Source organism: Bacillus sp. CCB-MMP212, assembly GCF_022748145.1.
GTDB lineage: Bacteria > Bacillota > Bacilli > Bacillales > Bacillaceae_G > Bacillus_A > Bacillus_A cereus.
Map to the genome: position 1 here is coordinate 1 of NZ_JALDQE010000013.1, position 25,721 is coordinate 25,721.

A 25,721-nucleotide genomic window follows, 5' to 3' on the forward strand; every position below is an offset into this window, starting at 1 on the left:
CAGAAGTAGAAAAACCAGAAGTAGAAAAACCAGAAGTAGAAAAACCAGAAGTAGAAAAACCAGAAGTAGAAAAACCAGAAGTAGAAAAACCAAATGAAAATAAAAAACCAGATGCTGAAACAATTAAAGATGGTGAATACAGCATCAATTTTAAAGCATTAAAAGATCAAACAGACGAAATTTCAATGATGAACACATATACAAAAAGTCCAGGTGTGCTAAAAGTAAAAGATGGTAAGAAGTATGTATCATTTACATTAACGAGCAGTTCTTGGATTACAAAATTTGAATTTGAGAAAAATGGTTCGTTTGTTGATGCAAAAGTAATAAGTGAAGATAAAAAAGCTGATACACGCGTAGTGGAAGTAGAAGTACCAGATTTATCGAAAAAGTTAAATGCAAAAGTAAAAGTAGATATCGATTCAATGAATTATCACCATTTTTACGATATTCAATTTGCATTTGATAAAGGTAGCATTAAGCCGTTAGATAACCAAGGTGGAAATAACAACCAAGGTGGAAACGACAACCAAGGTGGAAACGACAACCAAGGTGGAAACGACAACCAAGGCGGAAATAACAACCAAGGTGGAAACGACAACCAAGGCGGAAATAACAACCAAGGTGGAAACAACAACCAAGATAATAACACAACAATTGATCCAAAAGCTCTTAAAGATGGTGAATACAGCATTGGCTTTAAAGTGTTAAAAGATCAAACAGATGAAATCTCAATGATGAACACATACACAAAAAGCCCAGGTGTATTAAAAGTAAAAGATGGTAAGAAATACGTATCGTTTACATTAACAAATAGTACATGGATTACGAAATTTGAATTTGAGAAGAATGGTTCTTTCGTTAATGCAAAAGTGTTAAGTGAAAATAAAGAACAAAATACAAGAGTAGTAGAAGTAGAAGTAAACGATTTGTCTAAAAAATTAAATGCAAAAGTAAAAGTAGATATTGATTCAATGAATTATCACCATTTCTACGATGTTCAATTTGTATTTGATCAAGACAGTATTAAAGCTTTAGGGAACCAAGGAGGAAACGACAACCAAGGAGGAAACGACAACCAGGGTGGAAATGACAACCAAGGTGGAAATAATAACCCGAAAGTAATAGTTGATCCGAAAAATTTAGTAGATGGCCAATATGATATTACATTTAAAGTATTAAAAGATAAAACAGATGAGATTTCAAAGATGAATGACTATGTTGTAAATCCAGCGAAATTAATCGTAAAAGATGGTAAAAAATACATTGAGATGACGCTGAAAAATAGTGCGTGGATTACGAAATTCCAAACGGAAAACAAGGAACTATTCGCTGATGCGAAAGTAGTAAGCGAAGATAAAAATGCAAATACGCGAGTAGTACAGTTTGAAGTAGAAGATCTATTTAAAAAATTAAACGCAAAAGTAAAGGTAGACATCGATGAGATGAACTACCATCATTTCTACGATGTACAAATTCAATTTGATACAAATAATATCGGCGCGTTAGGAACTATTAAAGAGGAACCGAAAAATCCAGTGACTACACCGAAAGTAGATAATGTAAAAACAGTAGGTGCTCCTGATTTTAACCGAAATGCAGATGGTCAGAAGAAAAAAGAAGATACAAAAAATGATTCGAAAAAAGAGAAAAACTCAAAAACTGCAGATACAGCACAACTTGGTTTATACATGGTGTTACTGCTAGGTTCACTTGCTTTACTAGTTCGTAAATATAGAGCAGGTAGATTGTAATTTTTGGAGTCTTGATGCATGTTCGCGTGCATCAAGACTTGTTTCATATTGTATGGAAGGGAGTGGTGATTGAGAGTGAAGAAAATCGTAAGTGTACTAATGGCTATCATTTTGTTAATGAGTATAGCCGGGTGCTCATCACCAAAAAAAGAAACAGCAAAGCAGGTAAAGAGTGAGAGTAAGGAGCGCGTTGTTGCAACAACAGTGGCTGTTACTGAAATTATGGATGCGTTAGAAGTAGATTTAGTCGGCGTTCCAACAAGTTCTAAAACTTTACCGAAGCGATATAAAGGTTTACCTGAAGTTGGGAATCCAATGAGTCCAGATATGGAAAAGGTAAAGTCATTAAAGCCTTCAGAAGTGTTATCTGTGACAACACTTGAATATGAATTAAAGCCAGTTTTTGATGGTGTGAGTATGAAAGCAAACTTTTTAGATTTAACGAGTTTAAAAAATATGCAAAGTTCTATTAGCGATTTAGGTAAGAAATATGGACGTGAAAAGCAGGCTGAAGCAGTAGTAACTAAGTTAGATAAAAAGGTTGCTAGCATTCAAAAGGAAGTAAAAGGAAAGAAAGAACCGACAGTGCTAATTTTATTAGGTGTGCCGGGCAGTTATTTAGTAGCAACAGAGCATTCTTATATTGGAGATTTAGTGAAACAACTAGGTGGTAAAAATATTGTACAAGGTGAACAAGTAGAATATTTAGCTTCTAATACAGAGTATTTAAAGAAAGCTGATCCAGATATTATTTTACGAGCAGCTCATGGTATGCCTGATGAAGTTGTAAAAATGTTTGATAAAGAATTTAAAACAAATGACATTTGGAAACACTTTGCTGCGGTTAAAAATAACCGTGTTTACGATTTAGAAGAGCGTTTATTTGGAACGACAGGCAATTTAGCAGCAATTGAAGCGTTAGATGAATTGAAAAAAATGATGTATCCGTGATGCATTTTAATATAAAGGAAGAGCAGAATGAATAAAAAAACTTGGAGTTTCCTCATTGTTACTGCATTGCTCATTGTTATGACATCATTGTCAGCGATGAAAGGGAGTTTAGAAGTAGGTATTGTTGAACTTGTGCAAGGGATATTTACAGGTGGGAATGAAGATGTTGAAGTCATTAAAGATTTACGTTTCCCGCGTATTATTATTGCGCTGTTCACTGGAGCGGCTCTTGCTGTTTCAGGGGTGCTTTTTCAAGCTGTTATGAAGAATCCACTCGCTGATGCTGGGGTAATCGGTATATCTTCAGGAGCTAGTTTTATGACACTCGTTATTATTACATTGTTCCCGCAATTCTTTTTCTGGACACCCGTATTCGCCTTTTTAGGTGGTGCGTTTGCGTGTTATCTCGTTTATTCGTTTTCATGGAAGTCAGGGTTAAGCCCGCTTCGCATTATTTTAATTGGTATTGCCATTAACGCGATGTTTACTGGATTAAATGAATCATTCGTTACGATTTGTGGATATTTTATTAAGAGTATTAAGCAAACGACGACTTCTAACATAACAATGAAGACGTGGGGCGATGTAGAAATAATGGTGACTTATGGAACGATTGGTCTTATTCTTGCTCTGTTCGTAGGAGCTTGGTGTAACTTATTATCGCTACAAGATAAGACTGCGAAAAACTTAGGCTTGCACGTGACGAGAGTTCGTCTTATTATTTCTGCCATTGCAGTACTCTTAGCGGCAGTATCAACAGCGATTGCAGGTGTTATTGCTTTTGTAGGATTACTAGTTCCGCATATTTCAAGACAATTAGTCGGTTCAGACCATAAAGTACTAATTCCATTTTCTGCTCTTGCAGGCGCGTTATTAATTTTGACGGCGGATACGATTGGAAGGTTAATTGTGCCACCTAACGAAATTCCAGCAGCAACAATTATGGCGGTTATTGGTGGTCCATTCTTAATATTCTTGCTTAGAAAGAGTGATAAAGTTCATGGAAATTAAAAATGTAACCTTTTCATACGATAACGTAACAAATCGTTTAAAGTCTGTTAGTAGTGAAATAGAAATTGGGAAAATTACAACAATCATTGGCCCGAATGGATGCGGGAAATCAACATTACTTAGTGTCATGTCTAGAAATCACGTTCCTAGCAGTGGAGAAGTAATACTTGATGGGAAAGCGATTAGTGAATATAAACCGAAAGAGTTTGCTAGAAAGCTAGCAGTTGTCCATCAACAAAATGAGGCTCCAGCAGATATTACAGTGGAAAAGCTAATAAGCTTTGGGCGTATGCCATATAAAAATATTTTCTCTCCGCAAACAGATGAAGATAGAGAAGCGATAGAGCACGCACTAGTATGTACGAATTTACAAAGTAAGCGTGATAAGCCAATCTATGCTTTATCTGGTGGAGAGAGGCAGCGAGTTTGGATCGCAATGACATTAGCTCAAAATACACCAATGCTTTTCTTAGATGAACCGACAACATATTTAGATATTTACTATCAGCTAGAAATATTAGAGTTAGTGAAAGAGTTAAATGAAGTGTATGGGCTAACGATTGTAATGGTATTACATGATATTAATCAAGCCATTCGTTATAGCGACCATATTATCGTTATGAAAGATGGAGAGATCATTACGAAAGGTAATCCTAATGATGTAATAACAGAAGAAATGGTTAAAGCAATATATGGTGTAGATGTCATTGTAAAGCAGGATGAAGATACCGGATTGTACATGGTACCTATGGGAATCTAAAGGCTGAGCATAATCCGTTTTGAGGTGATAATTTGAATAGCAAGAAAGGACGGAAAAAGAATTCTTTTTTTCAACGCATACTTACAATTGCGTTTTTAGGAATCTTTTTCTATTCAATGTATGAGTTGGGCGGAATTTTCATGGATTATTATGAAAATCGTAAAGTAATGGCTGAGGCACAACATATTTATAAAAGAAGTCCAATGGAAGAAAAATCGGAAGACGGAGAGGTACGTAAACAGTTTCAGGATCTCCAGAAAATTAATCCAGAGATAGTCGGATGGATTACGATGGATGATACACAAATTAATTATCCAATCGTTCAAGCAAAAGATAATGATTACTATTTATTTCGTAATTATAAAGGTGAAGATATGAGAGCGGGAAGCATTTTTATGGACCATCGTAATGATGTGAAATCTCAAAATCGAAATACGATTTTATATGGTCATCGTATGAAAGACGGTTCTATGTTTGGGAGTTTAAAAAAGATGTTGGACGAAGACTTTTTCATGTCCCATCGTAAATTATATTACGATACATTATTTGAAGGATACGACGTTGAAGTTTTTTCAGTATACACGACAACAACGGACTTTTATTACATTGAAACGGATTTTGAAAATGATGCAGCATATACATCGTTCTTAAAGGAAATTCAAGAAAAATCACTGTACAAAACGGATACGGAATTGACGGCTAATGATGAAGTTGTAACACTTTCTACTTGTGACTATGCGCTTGATCCAGAGGCTGGAAGGCTAGTTGTACATGCAAAATTAGTAAAAAGAAATTAAAGAAAAAAGTATAGAATATGAGAAGTGATAGATAACGCTTCTCATATTCTATACTTTAAAAAAGAACTGTTTTTACTGTGCTGCAGCCATTGGCATACGTACAACTTTTACATCATAGTAAGCAATTTTATTATCAAGAATATATTCTGGCATCCCGCCTTGATGTGAATGAGCATCTTTAAATGCGGCGCTCTTTGTCCAACCTTGGAAATCTTCTTTTGCATTCCAGCGAGTGCTAATTGTTACTTCATCATAATCAACTGTATTTTGCGTTAAAAGAACTTCTAGACCTAAAAAGCCTGGCATCGTCTCAACTTTACCTACTTTATTAAAACGCTCAATTAATTTATGTCCATTTCCCTTTGTAATTTTAGCTGTATTTGTAACAATAATCATGTTTATTCCTCCTATAAATGTAGCTATATTTTCAAGAACTCATATACATTAAATGATAATGAAAATCATTATCATTGTCAATGGTAAATGTGAAATATATAATTTTTTTCTATTATTTTGGACAGTGAGATTTCCATTTCAAAACGTAGTAAATATGTGGCGGTTAAGTGCGAGAATGAGCGAGTTGTACTAGCAAAGCAATAATATGGTATAGTGAAACGAGGCTGTTTTTTCAGGCTCGTTTTTTAAATGCTTCCTATAGAGAAAGCATGCAAATGGAAAGGAAGTTATTATATGCGATCAGAAGTAACTATAAAAATAAAACCGAAATTTATAAAAGAAATTAAAAGTGGATATCCACTTATTTTAAAAGATGCAATTCAAAATTTAAACGATGTTCGTGAAGAAGGGACAATCATCAAAGTAGTAGATGAGAAGAACAACTTTGTCGGAAAAGGTTATTATGGAAAACAAAATAAAGGATACGGCTGGATTTTAACGAGAAAAGAGAGTGAACAAATTAATCAATCTTTCTTTGAAAGTAAAATCAAATCAGCCTTACATAAACGAAAACAATTTTATAAATCAAGTGATACGACAGCATTCCGTGTGGTGAATGGTGAAGGTGATGGTCTTGGCGGATTAATTATTGATTACTATGACGGATACTACGTAGTAAGTTGGTATAGTGAAGGGATTTACACTTTCAGAGATGAGATTATAGCAGCTCTTCAAAAAGTAGCAAACTTTAAAGGCATTTATGAGAAAAAGCGTTTTGATACGAAAGGGAAATACATTGAAGGTGATGATTTCGTAGCAGGAGAGCGCGGTGAGTTCCCGCTTATCGTAAAAGAGAATGGTGTGAACTTCGCTGTATATTTAAATGACGGAGCAATGGTTGGTGTATTTTTAGATCAGCGTAACGTGCGAAAACAAATTCGTGATAAATATGCAAAGGGAAGAACCGTGTTGAATATGTTCTCTTATACAGGTGCTTTCTCTGTATTTGCAGCGCTTGGCGGAGCGAGCAAAACGACGAGTGTGGATCTTGCAAATCGTAGTTTAAGTAAAACGATTGAGCAGTTTAGTGTAAATGAAGTTGATTATGAAGCACAAGATATTATTGTAGAAGATGTCTTTCTGTACTTCAAATATGCAGCGAAGAAAAAGATGAAATTTGATATGGTCGTACTTGATCCTCCAAGCTTTGCACGCTCAAAGAAATATACATTTAGTGCAGCGAAAGATTATAAAAATTTATTAAAAGAAACAATTGCTATTACAGAAAATAACGGGATTATCGTTGCTTCTACAAATTGTAGTGCGTTCGATATGAAAAAGTTTAAAGGCTTTATCGATACGGCATTTAAAGAAATGAATGGCAAATATAAAATATTAGAAGAACATTCTTTACCAGAAGATTTCCGTACCATTGATCAATTTAAAGAAGGAGACTATTTAAAAGTAGTTTTCATCGAGAAAATTAAAGGGTAATAAAGAAAAGGAGCTCGAGTTTACTTGAGCTCCTTTTCTTATTGAACGATATTTTGTACTCTACCGACTTGCCCGTCTTGCAATCGTACTTTAATGCCATGCGGATGGGAAGGGGAGTTTGTTAAAATATCTTTTACAATTCCACGTGTTAATTTGCCGGTGCGTTGATCTTGTTTTAATACAATATCAACTTCAAGGCCGGGTGCGATATTAGAACGTTTTTGTCCGTTCATTTATACACCTGTACGTCTACGTTGGTTGTTTGTTTTCTTCGTTTGTTGGTTTTGTAATTTTTTCGTTTCTTGGCTTTGATTTTTTGCATTTTGACCATTTCCATTTCCTTGCTTTTTCTTAGCAAGTTGTTCGCGCATTAAATCAGCTAAGCTTACTTTTTTATTCTCTGACATGATAAGTCTCCTTTATATAAAGTTAATTATGAACAATCGTAGTGAATTTCATCATATCATTGTTAAGGAAGGAAGGGAAGTTGGTTTGAAAATTCATATAATTGTTTCCAGCATTCATTCGTTGCGATACAATTGATATGTTAATGTTTGTAAAAAAGGGGATAGACATATGTCACATCATATTTTATTAGTTGAAGATGATATTTCAATTCAAGAGATGGTGGAAAAGTATTTAATAAAAGAGGGCTTTCAAGTTACAATCGCGTCTGATGGAGAGGAAGGCGTGAACACATATTTAAAAGGTTCATTTGATTTGATTATCCTCGACATTATGATGCCGAAGCTAGATGGATTAGAGGTTGTACGTATTATTCGTGAAAAAAGTGCAGTTCCGATTTTAATGATGTCGGCAAAAGATACAGATGTTGATAAAGCTGTTGGATTAGGACTTGGAGCAGATGATTACATTTGTAAGCCGTTTTCTATGATTGAATTGGCTGCACGTGTAAAAGCAGGTATTCGGAGGTCTACGAAATACTCGGCTACAGAAACAATAGAAAAAATGATTCAAATTGGTGATTTAACAATTGATCCAATTAATTTTACAGTTGAAAAAAACGGGAAGCCTCTCAAACTCACTTTAAAAGAATTTGAGATTTTAAAGCTATTCGTAAAGAACCAAAATCGTGTATTTACAAAAGCGCAAATATATATGTTAGTTTGGAATGAAGAGTATTACGGTGACGATAACGTTATTAATGTTCATATGAGAAGATTGCGTGAGAAAATCGAAAGTGATCCATCTAATCCAGAATATATTAAAACGTTATGGGGCATCGGCTATAAGTTGGAAGTGATGTAATATGGTCAATTTGTTAATAGGTATTATTTTTATATTGTTATGTGTTATTTATATGCAATATAGAATGAGAAAAAATAGTAGTAAAAATTTACGATACACATATGAAAAGTTAGAAAGTATTGTAAATGACAAAACAGGCGAGACGTTACTCGTTATGACAGATGATCTAGAATTGCAAAAATTATTAGTGGCAATTAATCAATTATTAGATGCAAAACAGAAAACGAATGCAGATCATGCAAAAGTAGAAATTTCGATGAGAAAAATGCTTTCAAATATTTCGCATGACTTGAAAACACCACTAACAGTTATTCTTGGATATACAGAAATGTTAAATAAGGATAAAACGATAAGTAAAGAAGAACAGCAAATATTACTTGAAAAAGTGCATACGAAAACACTAGAAGTGATGGAGTTAATTCATAAGTTTTTTGACTTGGCAAAATTAGAATCTGGTGACAAAGCAATTGAAATGACAAAAGTAAATATGAATGAAGTTTGCCGCGAGAAGATTTTATCTTTTTATGATTTAGTGACGACGAAAGGTTTTCAGGTTCATATTGATATACCAGAAAGAAATATATACGCACTTGGAAATGTAGAAGTATTTGGTAGGGTATTGAATAATTTAATATCAAATGCGATTACATATGGAGACGATGGAAAGGCACTTGGTATGACGTTAAGAGATGATGAAACGAGTGTGTATATAGACGTATGGGATAAAGGAAAAGGGATTGATGAATCTCATATTGATAAAGTATTTGAGCGTATGTACACACTTGAAGATTCAAGAAATAGATTGTACCAAGGAAGCGGTCTAGGATTAACGATTACGAAACGGCTTGTGGAAGCGATGGACGGAAAAATTCACCTCTCTAGTAAACCGTATGAAAAAACAATTTTTACAATTGTATTAACAAAGATGCAATTTTAGCTTGTAGAGCAGTAGATTCTACAAGCTTTTTTTCAGCGTAAGGAATTTGTAAGAAACGGGTAAGAAAAAAGAGATTTCCGTTGTCTATTATAGAAATATAGAGTATTGCGAAAGGGGAAAGTAACATGACATATATATTAAAAACAAACCAGTTAACGAAAGTGTTTAAAGGGAAAGAAGTTATTTCCGGTGTTAACATGCATGTGAAAAAAGGAGAAATTTACGGTTTTTTAGGACCAAACGGTGCTGGTAAAACAACGATTATGAAAATGATTACAAATTTAATAAAACCGACGAGTGGTGATATTGAAATCTTCGGTGAGAAATTAACAGATACATCTTATGAAGTATTAAAAAGAATGGGGACAATTATTGAATACCCAATCTTTTATGATAAATTAACGGCGAAAGAAAACTTAGACCTGCATTGTGAATATATGGGCTACTACGATAAAAATGCAATTGACCATGCTTTACATTTAGTGAAACTACAAGGGATAGATAATAAAAAAGTAAAAGATTTTTCATTAGGAATGAAACAACGACTCGGTATTGCAAGGGCAATCGTGACAAAGCCAGAATTGCTCATTTTAGATGAACCAATTAACGGTTTAGATCCAATTGGTATTAAAGAATTACGAGACTTATTTAAAATGCTCTGCAAAGAATACGGTATTACATTATTAGTTTCTAGTCATATTTTAGGTGAGATGGAACTAATGGCGGATACAATTGGTGTGATTCAAAATGGAAAACTAATAAAAGAAGTTTCAATGAAGAGTATTAACGGAAAACAAACAGAGTACATTGAAATCACTGTTCCTGATGTGAAACGTGCAGCTTATATTTTAGAAGATAAACTTGGTATAAAAAACTACAAAATAATGAGTGGAACCATGATTCGTGTGTATGATACGTCAGCGTCTCAGCAGGCCATTTCAAAAGCACTTATTATGAACGATGTGGAAATTGAAAGTATTAATAAGAAACATAGTTCCTTAGAAGAATATTTCTTAAATGTAATGGATGGAGAGGGTATTCATGCTTAATGGACTGTGGCTGAACCTGGTAAGTGGATTTATCGTAATGCTAATAAGTGGAATTTTATATTATAGAAAACCAGAGCGGAAATGGTTGTTCATTGTACTAGTGATAGGAATGTTAAGCTTCGTTACTGCTGGAATTAGAATGTTAGCAGCGTAGAGACAGGTATATAAAGAATGGAGGCGTAATTTATATGTTTAAATTAATGAAGCTCGAATGGAAGAAACATAAATTATCTAGTTACTTTAAAAGTGTAGCAATTTGTATTATAGCAATTTTCGCTGCAGTAAGCCTTATGGCATTGGGAATGAAAGCCGAGGAAGACATGCTCTTCTCTGACTTCACACAGAATATGGCTTTAGTAAATATTTTTATTAGGATAACATTCATTATTTTTAGTTCGGTCATTTTATCACGTTTAGTAATTGATGAGTATAAGAATAAAACGATACAACTATCATTTATGTATCCGCTTCAAAGGAAAATGCTAATGAGTGCGAAATTAACAATTGTTTTTTGTTTTTGTTTTGTGAGTACCATTATCGCGACTTTCATTATTAGTTTGCTCGTATATTTTGTGAGTCCAATGATGGGACTGATTGAAACACCAGCTACGATAGGTGAAATAATAGCTATCGTTCCAGGTACTATTATAAGTGCATTTATGATATCTGGTATAAGTTTAATTCCTTTGTTTTTTGGAATGAGAAAGAAATCGACACCGACAACGATTACTTCGGCAGTAATAATTGGTATGCTGATTAGTGGTAACTTTGGTCCTGGAAACGGTCAAGTAAGTATGTTTGATTTTATAGCTATCCCAATCGTGCTCTGTTTATTAGGAATTTTCATTAGCTATCTATCGTTTCGTAAAATTGACAAGATAGATGTGGCGTGAAGTAAGCCTAAAACAACAACGAACTGGGGTATAAATGGTGAAAAAAATAATAGTAATTGCAATATTATTCATTACAATTGCTAGTGTAGTTTTTGGTATTAAGGTATTTCAGGGGAAAGATTTTAAGAAAGAAAAGTCTTTTGAGATAAATAATATAAAAGCAATAGAAGTAGACATTGAAAACTGGAATCTTGAATTTAAAAGTACAGACGCTAATAAAATAGTAATTTCCGCTCAAGGTGAACAAGCAGATAAAGAGATAGATCCCGTCAAAATAGAAAATGATGAAAATAAACTTGTGATTAAGCAAAAACAAAAGGTGAACAGATTTTTTTATGGTTTTACGTTTAGGAAGAAAAATAGTATATCTATAGCTATTCCGAAGAAAGAAATAGATAAAATTGTATTAAATAATAAATCGGGTGATGTGAAAATAAACGATATAGTAGTAAAAAGCATCGTGACAAGAGGAAAATCTGGAGATGGAATGATTACAGGACTATCGGCAGAGAAGGGTGAATTTACATCCGAAAGTGGAGATTTAATGTTAAAAGATGGTTCATTACAAGAAGTAAATATAACTTCCACTACTGGTGATAATTATGTAAAAAATGTAAAAAACGAAAATATGAACATCACTTCAACATCTGGGGAAGTATTACTGAAAGATATGACAGAAGGAAAATCATTATTTGTAGAAACAAAATCAGGGGATATTGGCGTACGATATAAAGGTGTCCCGGCATCATTGAAGCTTATGGCTAAAAGTAATTCGGCTGACGTAATAGTGGATTTAAAAGGATTTAAGAAAGATAAAAGTACAGAAAAAATAAAAGTAGGAACCATTGGTGATGCAAAAAACAAAGTGGAGATTTTAAGTAAGACAGGGGTAATTTATATCGATTAAAATATAAATGAAAGGAGGACTATCATGCTACGTCTTATGAAGCTAGAAATGAAGAAGTTTAAGCTTGGATGGTATGTAAGGAGAGCGATTATTGCAAATATCGCTATACTGGCATTAATGATCTTTACGAGCATCGTTGCTCAAGTAGAAGGGGATCCGGAAATAAGGGATCCACAGATGATGTTGTTAACGGCTAGTACATTAGTAAGAGCAACATTTATTATTTTTGGTAGTGTGTTAATCGCAAGGTTAATAATTGGTGAATATAAAAACAAAACAATACTACTTATGTTTTCTTATCCTATTAATCGGAAGAAAATGATGATTAGTAAGTTGGTTATTACAGCAACATTAACATTTATAACAGTTATTGTATCTAACATTTTAGTAGTAGGAGTTTTCTTTGGGATAGATAGCTATTTTTCAATTCTTCCTAATCCATTTACAGTAGAGCAATTGACGCAAGAAGGAATAAAACTGGTTCCTTTAGCCATTGCCACTGCGGGAATAAGTTTAATCCCAATATATTTCGGAATGCGTAAACGTTCAGTGCCAGCTACAATTGTTTCGTCTCTTATCGTTGTATCAATTGCAATGAATACCAACCCAGCGTTTTCTACAGCAACTTTTCTTCCCCTTCAACTAGCACTTGCAGCAATTGGAGTTGTGATTGCATATTACGGCATTAAAAATATAGAGAAGGAAGATATAACTGTATGATAAGAATATACAAAAAAGAGTTGGCGTTACACCAACTCTTTTTTGTATATGTACGCTTCGTTACTACTCTGTAAATTTAGAGTGTGTGCTTAAATACTTTTGCACTTCTGGAGAAATGTTAAAGTTATTAGGACTTTTATATTCGATAGTAAACTCGCCGTCGGTACTTGTTTCAAAGGAGATTGCATAGCTATTCATTTTAGCATCGTAAGAAGTGTTTTTGACTTCTGCATCTAGATTAAAATATTTTGTAATATATTCTTTTGATTCCGTAATTGCTACTTGTTTTCCCCAAGGGGTACCATAATAGGTGAAATAAAGAGATACACTAATAACTCCAATAAGAGAAGTTAGTAAAATAGTTCCCATAGCTATTTTTTTATTTTTTGTATTCAATTTGGTTACTCCTCTTCGTAATATGTATTCATTTTAACCTATCTTTTCCATAAAACAACCATTTTTAAAAAATAGTTTCACATGAAACAAGTTACAGAAAAAGACAAGATATGTAAACATCTTGTCTTTTTTGTCGTTACATTTTAGGAGCTTCCATTCCAGCCGCAGCCCATTCTTCTTTTGCGGGGCCATATACGCCAGGAACTGTTAAGCCAGCTTGTCGCATTAAAACCGTCATTTGTCCGCGGTGGTGATTTTGATGATTAATGAGTGTCATTAAAAATATAGAATTCGGCATAGGGCGACCAAAGAAGTCATTAATAGTAGCTAAGTCTTTATCAGTCCATTTACTTTGAAGTGTTTCAACAAAAGCCGCGTTTACTTTACGGTATTCATCTGCAATTGTTTTTGCAGAAGTTGGAACAGGATAATCTTTCGATTCTCCTTCCAACTTTAGCCCTGTGCCAGATAGTATAACAGGAATTGCCGTCACGATGTGCCAAGCAACTCTACCTAACGTCCAATGTTCAGGTGCAATTTCCTGTGATAAAGATGCATCGGTTAATGAATCAAGCATTTTCTGAGTAGACTCTGCTTCGTATGTCCATGATTGCAAGAAGCCTTCAATTGTTTGGTACATTATTGTTATCCCCCTCTACTTATGTTCATAGATTAAGTTCGAGAAGAAATGACAAGTTCCCTTTATGTTTTAATGATGGTATTTAAAATTTTATATATAAATTTTATGATACTATTGAGTGTATATAGAATTATATTAATTTAGGGGGATATTATGAAAAGATTGATTTTAGGAATCATAATTTTATTTTTAATGGTAGGATGTAGCAATGAAACCTATAAAAAAGCAATGGATCAAGGGAAATTGGCGTTAGCGAGTAAAGAATATGACACGGCAGTAGCATCATTTGAGCTAGCATTAGAAGAGAAAAAGGATGATAAAGAAGCAAAGGTATTAAAAGACCAAACTACTAAGATGATAAGTTCGATAAAAGAGAAATCGAGTGGAAATATAGAACAAGCAATAGGTTTGTTTCAAGAAGTAGAAAAGATGAAAGATGGTTCCGCAATCCTTCAAAGTCAAGCGAAAGAACAAAAAGATTCGCTCATAGAGCATAAAGAGTTAAAAGGTCAATATATAGGTCAATTGGAAAAGGCAGAGAAGTTAAAGAATGATAAAAAGTATGAAGAGGCTAAAGGGATAGTAAATAAAATTGTTAACGATACTGGCCAAAATCAACAATTTATTTCGGAAAATCAACGGGCCGAAGAGCTGAATAAGCAAATAGATGGCTTACTAACTCAACAAGCAGAAGTTAAGAAAAAAGAGGAAGAGTTAAAAAATGAAAAGAAAAAAGAGGCTGATATTGGAAAGTTAAAGGGGTCTTGGATGTCATCAGAAAGTACAGACAGGCCAGTTGGGTTGGAAATAGAATCTATTAATAGTGAGAAAACAGGCGGAGAATTTATGGAACATAATATTTTTGGGAAAGGGACTACTATAGGAGACTTTCGAATATTAAGTGTGGACCAAGGGATTATTTCCATAGAGCTTGTATTTTTAATGGGAGAAAGAAAACAGAAGGTTGATTTGAAACTCGAGGAGAACACATTAACTGTACATCATGAGTTTATGGGAGGGACTAAATCTGTGAAATTAGTGAGATCAGAGTAATTTATCCCGCTATTCACCTGCAGTAAAATTCCCACCTCAAGATTCGGCTGGAGCAAAGAAGTTGGGTGGGAGATCCACTGCTCATAAAAGCCCAATTGGTTTGGGTTAATAATCAGTGGGGATGAAGAACCCCCCCACTAATTAAAGTTTCACTTTATTTAGTATATAAAAAGGAGGCTTCTAAAACGAAGCCGTCTTTTAATTAACCTTCTTCCCACTCTTCCTCATCAACCATAAGAAATAAGGCGCTCCAAGTACAGCGACGACAAGGCCAGAAGGGATTTCTTTCGGATATGCGATTGTACGTCCAAGTAAGTCAGCAACAGAAAGGAGGATTGCTCCAAATAGTGCTGAACAAACGAATAGTCTTTGATGGTTCATACCAACAACAATTCTTGCTAAGTGAGGTGCGACAAGGCCTAAAAAGGCAATTGTACCGACAGCAGCGATATTTACTGATGCAAGTAGTGTCGCTAGCACAATTAGAGCAAGACGTGTTTTATTTACTGGTTGCCCAAGTCCAGTTGCTAAATCGTCTCCCAGTACGAGAACGTCAAGTTGTTTTATTAAGAAAAAGATAATTAATACAAGAATTAGAGATGGATATAGAATGATATTTTCTAAGTGATTCCACCCTCTTGCATACGTACTGCCAGATAACCATGTTAAAGCAGCGGCAACATTCAAATTGGCTCTAACGATAAAGATTTGAATAATTGCTGAGCCAAGTGCAGAAATACCAATCCCTATTAAAGCAAGAGCTGTGGGGCTAAACCCTGATTTCCATGAGAAGAAGAGGACAATTCCTACTGCAAGTAGTCCACCAATAAATGCACCAATTGGTAGGAAGAAACCAGGAAGTGCAGGAAAGACATACATAACAGTTAAAGCACCGACACCAGCTCCCGATGAAATACCAATAATAGAAGGATCGGCAAGTGGGTTTCGTAATATACCTTGGAAAACAAGCCCACTTATTGCAAGGCATGCACCAGCAATAGCGGCAACGAGCATTCTTGGTAATCGAAGATTCATCATCATGTTTTTGTCAAATTGTGTTAATTGACCTGATATAACATTTGTAATGCTTTCGATATAAGTGTTACTACCGATTGTAACACCAAGAGCAATCGTCACAATACAAAGTGTGATAGATATAATGATTACCTTTTTATAAGAGTAATAGCGGGAACTAGCTCCAGCTGCATTCGCACCGTTATCATTCATATATTGTTTCGACTTCATCATTCGATAAACTAAGTAAATAAGCCAAGGAGATCCAATCATTGCTGTGACTGCCCCAACAGGAAGTTCTGCACCGGTTGGATCTATTAATCTACCGACAACATCTGCTCCAAGCAATAATACTGCCCCCCATAAGAAAGAAGAGAGAAGAAGAGTAAAGTGTTGACGGTATCCGATAAGGCGCATTAAATGAGGTGCAACTAAGCCGACAAATCCAATTGGTCCAACAACAGTAACAATTACTGCTGTTAAAAAGATTGCAGCAATGAAGGCGATAAGACGTGTTACTGCTGTTTTTTCACCAAGAGAAACAGCAACATCATCACCAAGTAAGAGAATGTTGAGTTTACGAGATATAAATAGTAAAACTAGGAAAGAAATAATGATAAATGGAAAAGCAAATTGAACGCCATCCCAGTTATTTTGAATAAGAGATCCAGCTCCCCATAAAAATAAACCAGCTGTTTCATTTTCATAGAAAAGCTGCATCGTTCCGGTAAAGGCAGAGAGCATTAATGTAACGACCATACCAGCTAATGCCATTCTGAGTGGGGTTCCCTTTTTTCCACCAGAAATACGGTATACAAATAAAGCAGTAATAGCACCGCCGATAAATGTGAACAGAAGAGAATTAATTTGTAAACCTTTCGGTAAGAAAATTGTAGCCGCTACTAGAAAGAAATATGCGCCAGAGTGAATACCCATTGTACTGGATTCAGCAAGTGGATTTTTCGTTAACGTTTGTAAAATAACCCCTGATGCAGCAAGAGCGCCTCCAGCTAAAATGGCAATTACGGCTCTAGGTAATCGAAGCATGATTAAAGTTTGATGTTCTAGCGATTGGTTCGGTGAGATAAGAGCATCAATAATCATACTATAGGAAATGTTTGCTTGACCTTGTCCGATATGAATAAAGAAAAGGAGGAGCAAGAGAGCTGCTCCTCCTCCGAATACAAGACTTGCTCGAAGTGTATGTTGTAAGCTATTCATTGTGTAATCACTTCTTCGCTGTCATTACATCTGCTACTTGTGTTGCTAAAGATGTTGCAGACTCAGGACCACCGAAAATCCAAGTGTCGCCTTTTAATTTATACATTTTGTTTTCTTTTTTGAACTTTAATTCTTCCCAAGCAGGGTTGCCTTTTAGTTGCGTGTCAAAAATGTTATCTTCATCCGCTACAATGTAAATGAAGTTTGAATCTTGTACACTTTGTAATGATTCTACAGTTGTTTGTTTGAAACCATCTGGCTCAGATTTTCCTGCTTCAAAAGTATTTGTTAAACCTAATTTTTTTGTAACTTGTAAAGCTAAAGAATTGTCAGTTAAGATACGGAATGTTGGTACGTTTTTAGCAGTAAATGCTTGTGCCATTGCGATGTTTTTATCTTTTAAGTCTGCTTTCTCAATTTTTGCTTTTGCATCAGCGAATGCTTTATCCATATCAGCTAATACTTTTTTACCTTCTTCTTCTTTTCCAACTGCTTTTGCAATTTGTTTAAATGTTTCTGTCATTTCAGCAAAGTGATCGTTATTGCTTGTTGATGGATCAAACATAACTGTTGGTGCAATTTGCTCTAATTCATTTTTAATTGCTTTACCACGGAATGAAGCTGTGATAATTAAGTCTGGTTTTAAACGGCTAATTTCTTCTAAGTTTGGTTGTTGACGTGTCCCTACATCTACAACATCTTTACTTGGTTTTGTTTTTGTATTTACCCATTTATTATAATTCTTAATGTCTGCCATCCCTACTGGCTGAACACCAAGTGCTAATAAGTCTTCTGAATATACCCACTCAAGTACAACTACTTTTTTCGCTGGTTTATCTAACTTCGTTTCCCCTTCAGCGTGTTTAATTGTTATAGCTTGATTTTTATTGTCCGCTTTTGTTTCTTTTTTCTCCTCTTTTTGCTGTCCGCATCCAACAGCGAATAGAAGAACTACTATGAAAATACTGAGAATTTTCTTCATCTTCTGCCCCCAAATTAAGTGTTTTTTGTAACTAGCACCATAAGTGAAAATGGTTATCAATTACAACACCCAAATCATACTATGAGGGTATTTTAAGTGTCAATATATTTTTAAAATTTTGACGAAAAATAACAAATTATATGAATTTTTATATATTATAGTCGTTATTTATCCCGTTATTTGCCCGGCTGTAAGATTCACATCTCAAAATTTGGATGGAGCAAAGAAGTTAGGTGGGAGTCGGGCTGATTAAAGTTTCACTTTATGGAGAGTAAGTCTCTTTACTAAAAAGATTGGCGAATGTGAAAAGTTTAAATGGGAACTTGGCTGTACGAAAGTGTAATGTGTATGGTTAATAATCTGTGGAGATGGGGCGAAAGTACAAGCAAAAGGAGTGAGAATCGCATGTAATAATTACTAGAATGTATGGAATAAACCTGTGTTTATCCCTAATAGGTAAAGTATTTCTTTGTTATTTAGATAGATGTTTTCTAACTCGGTGATTGTACTTAAAAGATTGCATGTAAAGGAAGTGATCAACATGTCTTCATGGAGCAATAACGTAAATGGATATTGTGGGTGTAATAATCAAAATGGTGTACATGTTGATTCATGCTGTTTTAGTTGCGATGGGACAGTTCCTAAGGTTGGTCCAACCGGTCCGACGGGGGCAACAGGTGGCACAGGCCCAACGGGGGCGACAGGAGTAACAGGCGACACAGGTCCAACGGGAGCAACAGGTCCAACGGGAGCAACGGGAGTAACAGGCGACACAGGTCCAACGGGAGCGACGGGAGCAACAGGCCCAACGGGAGCGACGGGAGTAACAGGCGATACAGGGGCAACGGGTCCAACAGGAATAACAGGAGCAACAGGCCCAACGGGAGCGACGGGAGTAACAGGCGATACAGGGGCAACGGGTCCAACAGGGGCAACGGGTCCAACAGGAGCAACAGGCCCAACAGGAGCAACAGGCCCAACGGGAGCGACAGGAATAACAGGGGCAACGGGTCCAACAGGAGCAACAGGCCCAACAGGAGCAACAGGCCCAACGGGAGCGACGGGAGTAACAGGCGATACAGGGGCAACGGGTCCAACAGGAGCGACAGGAATAACAGGAGCAACAGGCCCAACGGGAGCGACAGGAATAACAGGGGCAACGGGTCCAACAGGAGCAACAGGAGCAACAGGCCCAACAGGAGCAACAGGCACAAGTATAACGGCAACATACGCATTTGCAAATAATACGTCGGGTACAGCAATATCGGTACTACTAGGTGGAACAAATGTCCCGCTTCCAAACAATCAGAATATTGGTCCAGGTATTACGGTGTCTGGGGGGAACACAGTATTTACGGTTGCAAATGCTGGTAATTATTATATTTCATATTCAATTAATATAACGGCTTCATTATTAGTTAGTTCACGAATTACAATTAATGGGGCACCGCTTGCTGGGACTATTAATTCTCCTGCATTAGCAACGACATCATTTAGTGCGACAATTATTACGACTCTTGCGGCGGGGAGTGCAATTAGTTTGCAATTATTTGGTTTGTTAGCTGTTGCGACATTATCAACAACTACCCCAGGAGCGGTATTAACAATTATAAGATTAAGTTAATGACAAACTCTCTTACTCTTTTAAGATTAAGAGAGTTTCTACATATAATAAGAAGTTAATGAAGTAAAGCATAGTTATATAAAAGTCAGAATATTATGATTGTAACGTTATGGTGACTATAATATAATGAAAATAACCATCATGAATGAACATTCATTTATTTTTTATGTATTTGAAGGGGGAATGAAGGTGGAAAAACCATGGTTGAAAAGTTATCCAGAGGAAATTCCGAGTACGATTTCTTATGATATTCAGCCGCTTCATAGATATGTAGAACAGATGGCTTCTCGCTACCCAGAAAAGAAAGCGCTTCACTTTTTAGGGAAGGATATTACGTTTTCGGACTTCCATGATAAGGTGAAGCGGTTTGCAAATTATCTTCAAAAACTCGGTGTGGAAAAGGGTGATCGAGTTGCTATTATGTTGCCGAATTGTCCGCAAGCTGTAATTGGTTATTACGGTACATTACTTGCGGGAGGTATCGTAGTACAAACCAATCCACTGTATACAGAAAGGGAATTAGAATATCAGCTTCATGACTCGGGAGCAAAAGTAATTCTTTGTCTCGATTTAGTGTTTCCAAGAGTAACGAATGTTCAATCTGCTACAAAAATTGAGCATATTATCGTAACTCGTATTGCAGACTTTTTACCATTCCCTAAAAATCTATTGTATCCATTTGTGCAGAAAAAACAGTCGAATTTAGTTGTGAAAGTATCAGAGAGTGAAACGATTCATCTTTGGAATTCAGTAGAAAAAGAAGTGAATACGAATGTTGAGGTGCCTTGTGATCCTGAAAATGATCTAGCTCTTTTACAGTACACAGGAGGAACAACCGGATTTCCGAAAGGAGTTATGTTAACGCATAAAAACCTCGTCTCTAACACGTTAATGGGAGTTCAATGGTTATATAATTGCAAAGAAGGAGAAGAAGTCGTTCTTGGGGTTCTTCCATTTTTCCATGTTTATGGTATGACAGCTGTTATGAATTTAAGTATTATGCAAGGATACAAAATGGTCCTTATTCCAAAGTTTGATATGAAAATGGTTTTTGAAGCGATTAAGAAGCATAAAGTGACATTGTTTCCAGGGGCACCAACTATTTATATCGCTCTTTTAAATAGTCCGCTTTTAAAAGAATACGATATTTCTTCTATTCGTGCTTGTATTAGTGGATCAGCACCACTGCCAGTAGAAGTACAGGAAAAGTTCGAAAAAGTTACAGGTGGTAAACTAGTAGAGGGATATGGTTTAACAGAATCCTCTCCGGTTACACATAGTAATTTTTTATGGGAAAAGCGAGTGCCAGGTAGCATCGGAGTTCCGTGGCCAGATACAGAAGCAATCATTATGTCGCTTGAAACTGGTGAGGCATTACCGCCAGGAGAAATAGGTGAAATTGTAGTGAAAGGCCCTCAAATTATGAAAGGATATTGGAATAAGCCAGAGGAAACAGCGGCTGTATTGCAAGATGGCTGGCTCCATACAGGTGATGTTGGCTACATGGATGAAGATGGATTCTTCTATGTAAAAGATCGCAAGAAAGATATGATTGTCGCGAGTGGATTTAATGTGTATCCTCGTGAAGTTGAAGAAGTATTATATGAGCATGAAAAAGTGCAAGAAGTAGTGACAATTGGAGTTCCAGATCCGTACCGAGGAGAGACAGTTAAAGCATTTGTTGTGTTAAAAGAAGGTACGGAATGCTCTGAGGAAGAATTAAATCAGTTTGCACGTAAATATTTAGCGGCTTATAAAGTTCCGAAAGTATATGAGTTTAGAGATGAATTGCCGAAAACGACAGTAGGGAAAATTTTGCGCCGTGTTCTAATAGATGAAGAGAAGAGAAAGAATGAGGATGAGCAAACGGGCTAAGGCCCTTTCTTTTTGAAAAAATAGGATTGACACTTTTCTAAATAGTCAGTATTATAAGAATATGAATGACTATTCATTCAGTCATCTTCTTGAAGGGGACAGTAAAGTGAAGAAAAATAGACCGAAATACAATCAAATTATTGATGCGGCAGTCATTGTGATTGCGGAGAATGGGTACCACCAAGCGCAAGTTTCTAAAATCGCAAAGCAAGCTGGGGTAGCTGATGGCACGATTTATTTATATTTTAAAAATAAAGAAGATATATTAATATCCTTATTCCAAGAGAAGATGGGAGAATTTGTCGAAACAATTCGTCAAAAAACAGCAGGAATTGAAAGCGCTGTATCGAAGTTATTCATGTTGGTAGAAACGCACTTCTTGCTGTTGTCGCAAAATGATCCGCTTGCTATCGTTACGCAATTAGAGCTAAGGCAGTCCAATCAAGACTTGCGCCTTAAAATAAATGAAGTATTAAAAGGCTACTTACAAGTTATGGATGAGATTTTAGAGACTGGTATAAAACAAGGTGAATTTCAAGCAGATTTAAATGTTCGCGTGGCAAGACAAATGATCTTTGGAACAGTAGATGAAGTTGTGACCAATTGGGTAATGAGCGATCATAAGTATGATCTGGTCGCACTTTCAAAAACGGTACACGGGCTACTTATTGCAGCTTGTGGTTATCGTCAATAATGGGAGGGATCATGTTGAAATTCCTATCTGTAAGAGTTGAAGATCATATCGCGGTGGCGACGTTAAATCACGCACCAGCGAATGCGATGTCTTCACAAGTTATGCATGACGTTACTGAATTAATTGATCAAGTGGAAAAGGATGATAACATTCGTGTTGTTGTTATTCACGGTGAAGGACGTTTCTTCTCAGCAGGAGCAGATATTAAAGAATTTACATCTGTTACTGAAGCGAAGCAAGCAACAGAATTAGCACAGCTTGGACAAGTTACGTTTGAGTGTGTTGAAAAATGTTCAAAACCAGTTATTGCGGCAATTCATGGAGCGGCACTGGGCGGCGGCCTTGAGTTTGCTATGTCTTGCCACATGCGCTTTGCAACTGAAAGTGCAAAACTTGGTTTACCTGAATTAACACTTGGATTAATTCCTGGCTTTGCAGGTACACAGCGCTTACCACGTTATGTTGGGAAAGCGAAAGCTTGTGAAATGATGTTAACAAGTACACCAATTACTGGTGCAGAAGCATTAAAGTGGGGACTTGTTAACGGATTGTTCTCTGAAGAATCATTTTTAGATGATACGCTTAAAGTTGCAAAACAAATTGCTGGAAAAAGTCCAGCAACAACTCGTGCTGTACTAGAGTTATTGCAAACGACAAAATCGTCTCATTACTATGAAGGTGTACAACGTGAATCACAAATTTTTGGTGAAGTATTTACGAGTGAAGATGGAAGAGAAGGTGTAGCAGCATTTTTAGAAAAGCGTAAACCTTCATTTAGTGGCAGGTAGTTCAATTATTTTTTAATATAAATTAACAGAAAATTAAAATTGATAGAATCTTTCTGAAAAACAAGGGGGTAAATGGAATGAACATCTACGTACTCATGAAACGAACATTTGATACAGAAGAAAAAATCGTAATTAAAAACGGTGCAATTTACGATGGCGAAGCGGAATTCATCATCAACCCTTACGATGAATATGCAATTGAAGAAGCAATTCAAGTAAGAGATGCACAAGGTGGAGAAGTTACAGTTGTAACAGTCGGTGGCGAAGATAGTGAGAAAGAACTTCGTACTGCATTAGCAATGGGCTGTGATAAAGCGGTATTAATTAATATTGAAGATGATGTAGAAAATGGTGACCAGTTCACGACAGCAAAAGTACTTGCTGAGTATTTAAAAGATAAAGATGCAGATTTAATTTTAGGCGGAAACGTTGCAATTGATGGTGCATCTGGACAAGTAGGGCCACGCGTAGCTGAAGCGTTAAATATTCCATATGTAACGACAATTACAAAACTTGAAATTGACGGTACAAATGTGAAGATTGAGCGTGATGTTGAAGGTGATACAGAAGTGATTGCAACTGCATTACCAGTTTTAGTAACAGCACAGCAAGGTTTAAATGAACCTCGTTACCCATCGCTTCCAGGTATTATGAAAGCGAAGAAAAAGCCACTAGAAGAATTAGAATTAGATGATTTAGATTTAGAAGAAGATGATGTGGAAGCAAAGACAAAAACAATTGAAATCTATTTGCCTCCTAAGAAAGATGCAGGAAAAGTGTTACAAGGCGAGCTGCAAGATCAAGTAAAAGAACTTGTATCGTTGCTCCATACAGAAGCGAAAGTAATCTAATAAAATACGAAATTATATATGCAGGAGGGAAAATCTATGGCTCGTAAAGTATTAGTAATGGGTGAAGTTCGTGATGGATCGCTACGTAACGTTTCGTTTGAAGCGGTAGCAGCAGCAAAAACAATTGCAGAAGGCGGTGAAGTAGTAGGTCTTCTAATTGGAGACAGCGTTGCCTCTTTTGCAAATGAATTGATTCATTACGGTGCAGATCGCGTTGTGACAGTTGAAAATGATAAATTAAAATCATATACATCTGATGGTTATGCACAAGCGTTTTTAGCTGTACATGCTGAAGAAAATCCAGAAGGTATTGTCTTTGGACATACGGCACTTGGTAAAGATTTATCACCAAAATTAGCAGCGAAGCTTGAAGCTGGTTTAGTTTCTGACGTAACTGCTTTAGAGGTTGAAGGTGGAAATGTTATCTTCACTCGTCCAATTTACTCTGGTAAAGCATTCGAGAAGAAGATTGTAACAGACGGCATCTTATTTGCGACAGTGCGTCCAAATAACATTGCAACTCTGGAAAAAGATGAGTCTCGCAGCGGTGACGTATCTTCTATTACAGTTGATGTGAAAGATTTACGTACAATTATTCAAGATGTTGTCCGTAAAACAGCAGAAGGTGTGGATCTTTCTGAAGCGAAAGTTATTATCGCTGGCGGACGCGGTGTGAAGAGTGAAGAAGGATTTAAACCATTAAAAGAGTTAGCTGACGTACTAGGCGGCGCTGTTGGGGCATCTCGTGGTGCTTGTGACGCTGAATACTGTGAGTACTCATTACAAATTGGTCAAACTGGTAAAGTTGTTACGCCAGACTTATACATTGCATGTGGTATTTCTGGTGCGATTCAGCATTTAGCAGGTATGTCTAACTCAAAAATAATCGTTGCGATTAATAAAGATCCAGAAGCAAGTATCTTCAAAGTAGCTGACTACGGTATTGTTGGTGACTTGTTCGAAGTTGTACCTCTTTTAACAGAAGAGTTTAAAAAGTTAAAAGTACATTCATGATTTAAGTACCCTTGAGTTCCAAGTGAAGTACCCCTATATATAGAAAAAGGTGAGAGATCCCCTGTCTCTCATCTTTTTAGTATTTAATCCATATTTTTATATAGTATAAAGGAACATTTTTTTGTTACAATACATAACGATACATATTATTCGCCACGTATATAAGTTAATGATATACTCTTGGTAGAATATACTTGAAGGAGGAAATAAAATGGCAATTGTAAACGCAAATGACCAAAGCTTCGCAGCTGAAACTAGCGAAGGTGTTGTATTATTAGATTTCTGGGCACCTTGGTGTGGACCTTGTAAAATGATCGCTCCTGTATTAGAGGAAATCGATGCAGAACTAGGCGAAAAAGTAAAAGTAGTAAAAGTAGATGTTGATGAGAACCAAGAAACTGCTCGTCAATTCGAAGTAATGAGCATTCCAGCTCTTTTCGTATTAAAAGACGGTAAAGTAGTTGATCAAACGTTAGGTTACAAACCGAAAGAAGCGTTAGTAGAATTAGTTTCTAAACATTTCTAAAATAAAAAAGCTACCAGTTGGTAGCTTTTTTTATTTTCTTTTTTACAGTCTTTCCGTTACAATAAAAGAACGTATGTTGGGTGTTTGAGCATAGTATGTTTTCAA

28 protein-coding genes are annotated in these 25,721 nt (G+C 35.9%); 21 read left to right on the forward strand and 7 right to left on the reverse strand.

Annotated features, from left to right (window positions below; all coding sequences use genetic code 11):
* The 5 genes from MRP26_RS26010 to srtB form a co-directional block, all read left to right on the forward strand.
* The coding region (locus tag MRP26_RS26010; protein ID WP_242807063.1) for an NEAT domain-containing protein at positions 1-1,754 on the forward strand (1,754 nt) is incomplete at its 5' end.
* A gap of 69 nt (positions 1,755-1,823) precedes the next feature.
* Positions 1,824-2,705 (forward strand): heme ABC transporter substrate-binding protein IsdE, encoded by an 882-nt coding sequence (isdE, locus tag MRP26_RS26015; RefSeq protein WP_242807065.1) that lies wholly within the window; start codon positions 1,824-1,826, stop codon positions 2,703-2,705.
* A gap of 27 nt (positions 2,706-2,732) precedes the next feature.
* On the forward strand, positions 2,733-3,716 hold the full coding sequence (locus tag MRP26_RS26020; protein WP_001036841.1) for a FecCD family ABC transporter permease: 984 nt from the start codon (positions 2,733-2,735) through the stop codon (positions 3,714-3,716).
* Complete coding sequence (locus MRP26_RS26025; protein WP_197242805.1) at positions 3,706-4,476, forward strand: ABC transporter ATP-binding protein; 771 nt, start codon at positions 3,706-3,708, stop codon at positions 4,474-4,476. The genes MRP26_RS26020 and MRP26_RS26025 overlap by 11 nt, the downstream gene beginning before the upstream one ends.
* 32 nt (positions 4,477-4,508) lie before the next feature.
* A complete protein-coding gene (gene srtB, locus MRP26_RS26030; protein WP_043938374.1) occupies positions 4,509-5,273 on the forward strand; it encodes a class B sortase in 765 nt (254 codons plus the stop codon).
* Positions 5,274-5,345: 72 nt separating this feature from the next.
* On the opposite strand, the gene isdG is transcribed toward srtB, so the two are convergent.
* Entirely contained in the window at positions 5,346-5,669 is a 324-nt protein-coding gene (isdG, locus tag MRP26_RS26035; protein ID WP_000587818.1) for a heme oxygenase, read from the reverse strand.
* 294 nt (positions 5,670-5,963) lie between these two features.
* On the opposite strand from isdG, the gene MRP26_RS26040 reads away from it, so the two are divergent.
* Positions 5,964-7,163: a class I SAM-dependent rRNA methyltransferase gene (locus MRP26_RS26040; RefSeq protein WP_053563583.1), complete on the forward strand. Its 1,200-nt coding sequence runs from the start codon at positions 5,964-5,966 to the stop codon at positions 7,161-7,163.
* A gap of 38 nt (positions 7,164-7,201) precedes the next feature.
* On the opposite strand, the gene MRP26_RS26045 is transcribed toward MRP26_RS26040, so the two are convergent.
* A complete protein-coding gene (locus MRP26_RS26045; RefSeq protein WP_001014310.1) occupies positions 7,202-7,396 on the reverse strand; it encodes a YwbE family protein in 195 nt (64 codons plus the stop codon).
* The gene (locus MRP26_RS26050) at positions 7,397-7,570 is read right to left on the reverse strand and encodes a hypothetical protein (RefSeq protein ID WP_001293578.1); all 174 of its coding nucleotides are present in this window, start codon (positions 7,568-7,570) and stop codon (positions 7,397-7,399) included.
* A gap of 169 nt (positions 7,571-7,739) precedes the next feature.
* Here MRP26_RS26050 and MRP26_RS26055 point away from each other — a divergent pair, with 169 nt between their 5' ends.
* The 7 genes from MRP26_RS26055 to MRP26_RS26085 all read left to right on the forward strand — a co-directional run bounded on the left by MRP26_RS26055 (position 7,740) and on the right by MRP26_RS26085 (position 12,938).
* Complete coding sequence (locus tag MRP26_RS26055; RefSeq protein ID WP_197242803.1) at positions 7,740-8,432, forward strand: response regulator transcription factor; 693 nt, start codon at positions 7,740-7,742, stop codon at positions 8,430-8,432.
* Between the two features lies 1 nt (position 8,433).
* Positions 8,434-9,369 (forward strand): HAMP domain-containing histidine kinase, encoded by a 936-nt coding sequence (locus tag MRP26_RS26060; protein ID WP_075719097.1) that lies wholly within the window; start codon positions 8,434-8,436, stop codon positions 9,367-9,369.
* 125 nt (positions 9,370-9,494) lie between these two features.
* Entirely contained in the window at positions 9,495-10,418 is a 924-nt protein-coding gene (locus tag MRP26_RS26065; protein WP_043938371.1) for an ABC transporter ATP-binding protein, read from the forward strand.
* On the forward strand, positions 10,411-10,572 hold the full coding sequence (locus MRP26_RS26070; protein WP_000931813.1) for a hypothetical protein: 162 nt from the start codon (positions 10,411-10,413) through the stop codon (positions 10,570-10,572). Before MRP26_RS26065 ends, MRP26_RS26070 begins: the two co-directional genes overlap by 8 nt.
* A 34-nt stretch (positions 10,573-10,606) precedes the next feature.
* Positions 10,607-11,311, forward strand: a complete 705-nt coding sequence (locus MRP26_RS26075; protein ID WP_000475542.1) for an ABC transporter permease — start codon at positions 10,607-10,609, stop codon at positions 11,309-11,311.
* Positions 11,312-11,345: 34 nt separating this feature from the next.
* On the forward strand, positions 11,346-12,218 hold the full coding sequence (locus tag MRP26_RS26080) for a DUF4097 family beta strand repeat-containing protein (RefSeq protein WP_141544996.1): 873 nt from the start codon (positions 11,346-11,348) through the stop codon (positions 12,216-12,218).
* A gap of 24 nt (positions 12,219-12,242) precedes the next feature.
* Complete coding sequence (locus MRP26_RS26085; RefSeq protein WP_197242802.1) at positions 12,243-12,938, forward strand: ABC transporter permease; 696 nt, start codon at positions 12,243-12,245, stop codon at positions 12,936-12,938.
* 63 nt (positions 12,939-13,001) lie between these two features.
* Here MRP26_RS26085 and MRP26_RS26090 read toward each other — a convergent pair whose 3' ends face one another.
* Complete coding sequence (locus tag MRP26_RS26090; protein ID WP_197242800.1) at positions 13,002-13,334, reverse strand: YfjL-like protein; 333 nt, start codon at positions 13,332-13,334, stop codon at positions 13,002-13,004.
* 136 nt (positions 13,335-13,470) lie between these two features.
* Positions 13,471-13,974, reverse strand: a complete 504-nt coding sequence (locus MRP26_RS26095) for a DinB family protein (RefSeq protein WP_197242799.1) — start codon at positions 13,972-13,974, stop codon at positions 13,471-13,473.
* A 153-nt stretch (positions 13,975-14,127) separates the two neighbouring features.
* On the opposite strand from MRP26_RS26095, the gene MRP26_RS26100 reads away from it, so the two are divergent.
* The gene (locus MRP26_RS26100) at positions 14,128-15,027 is read left to right on the forward strand and encodes a tetratricopeptide repeat protein (RefSeq protein WP_025709896.1); all 900 of its coding nucleotides are present in this window, start codon (positions 14,128-14,130) and stop codon (positions 15,025-15,027) included.
* Between the two features lie 198 nt (positions 15,028-15,225).
* On the opposite strand, the gene fhuB is transcribed toward MRP26_RS26100, so the two are convergent.
* On the reverse strand, positions 15,226-17,262 hold the full coding sequence (gene fhuB, locus MRP26_RS26105; protein ID WP_197242798.1) for a Fe(3+)-hydroxamate ABC transporter permease FhuB: 2,037 nt from the start codon (positions 17,260-17,262) through the stop codon (positions 15,226-15,228).
* 7 nt (positions 17,263-17,269) lie between these two features.
* Positions 17,270-18,244 carry an ABC transporter substrate-binding protein gene (locus MRP26_RS26110; RefSeq protein ID WP_000722821.1) on the reverse strand — a complete coding sequence of 325 codons (975 nt, stop codon included), beginning with the start codon at positions 18,242-18,244 and terminating at the stop codon, positions 17,270-17,272.
* 541 nt (positions 18,245-18,785) lie between these two features.
* Here MRP26_RS26110 and MRP26_RS26115 point away from each other — a divergent pair.
* The 7 genes from MRP26_RS26115 (at position 18,786) to trxA (ending at position 25,616) form a co-directional block, all read left to right on the forward strand.
* Positions 18,786-19,868 carry a BclA C-terminal domain-containing protein gene (locus tag MRP26_RS26115; RefSeq protein ID WP_242807067.1) on the forward strand — a complete coding sequence of 361 codons (1,083 nt, stop codon included), beginning with the start codon at positions 18,786-18,788 and terminating at the stop codon, positions 19,866-19,868.
* A gap of 189 nt (positions 19,869-20,057) precedes the next feature.
* Positions 20,058-21,743: a long-chain-fatty-acid--CoA ligase gene (locus tag MRP26_RS26120; RefSeq protein ID WP_000414744.1), complete on the forward strand. Its 1,686-nt coding sequence runs from the start codon at positions 20,058-20,060 to the stop codon at positions 21,741-21,743.
* 106 nt (positions 21,744-21,849) lie between these two features.
* Complete coding sequence (locus MRP26_RS26125) at positions 21,850-22,437, forward strand: TetR/AcrR family transcriptional regulator (protein ID WP_000742223.1); 588 nt, start codon at positions 21,850-21,852, stop codon at positions 22,435-22,437.
* Positions 22,438-22,448: 11 nt separating this feature from the next.
* Positions 22,449-23,225, forward strand: coding sequence for an enoyl-CoA hydratase (locus tag MRP26_RS26130; RefSeq protein ID WP_197242796.1), 777 nt, complete (start codon positions 22,449-22,451; stop codon positions 23,223-23,225).
* 77 nt (positions 23,226-23,302) lie between these two features.
* Positions 23,303-24,076: an electron transfer flavoprotein subunit beta gene (gene etfB, locus MRP26_RS26135; RefSeq protein ID WP_063245278.1), complete on the forward strand. Its 774-nt coding sequence runs from the start codon at positions 23,303-23,305 to the stop codon at positions 24,074-24,076.
* A 36-nt stretch (positions 24,077-24,112) separates the two neighbouring features.
* Complete coding sequence (etfA, locus tag MRP26_RS26140) at positions 24,113-25,090, forward strand: electron transfer flavoprotein subunit alpha (protein ID WP_000101946.1); 978 nt, start codon at positions 24,113-24,115, stop codon at positions 25,088-25,090.
* A gap of 211 nt (positions 25,091-25,301) precedes the next feature.
* The gene (gene trxA, locus MRP26_RS26145) at positions 25,302-25,616 is read left to right on the forward strand and encodes a thioredoxin (RefSeq protein ID WP_001018944.1); all 315 of its coding nucleotides are present in this window, start codon (positions 25,302-25,304) and stop codon (positions 25,614-25,616) included.
* Positions 25,617-25,721 lie beyond the last annotated feature (105 nt).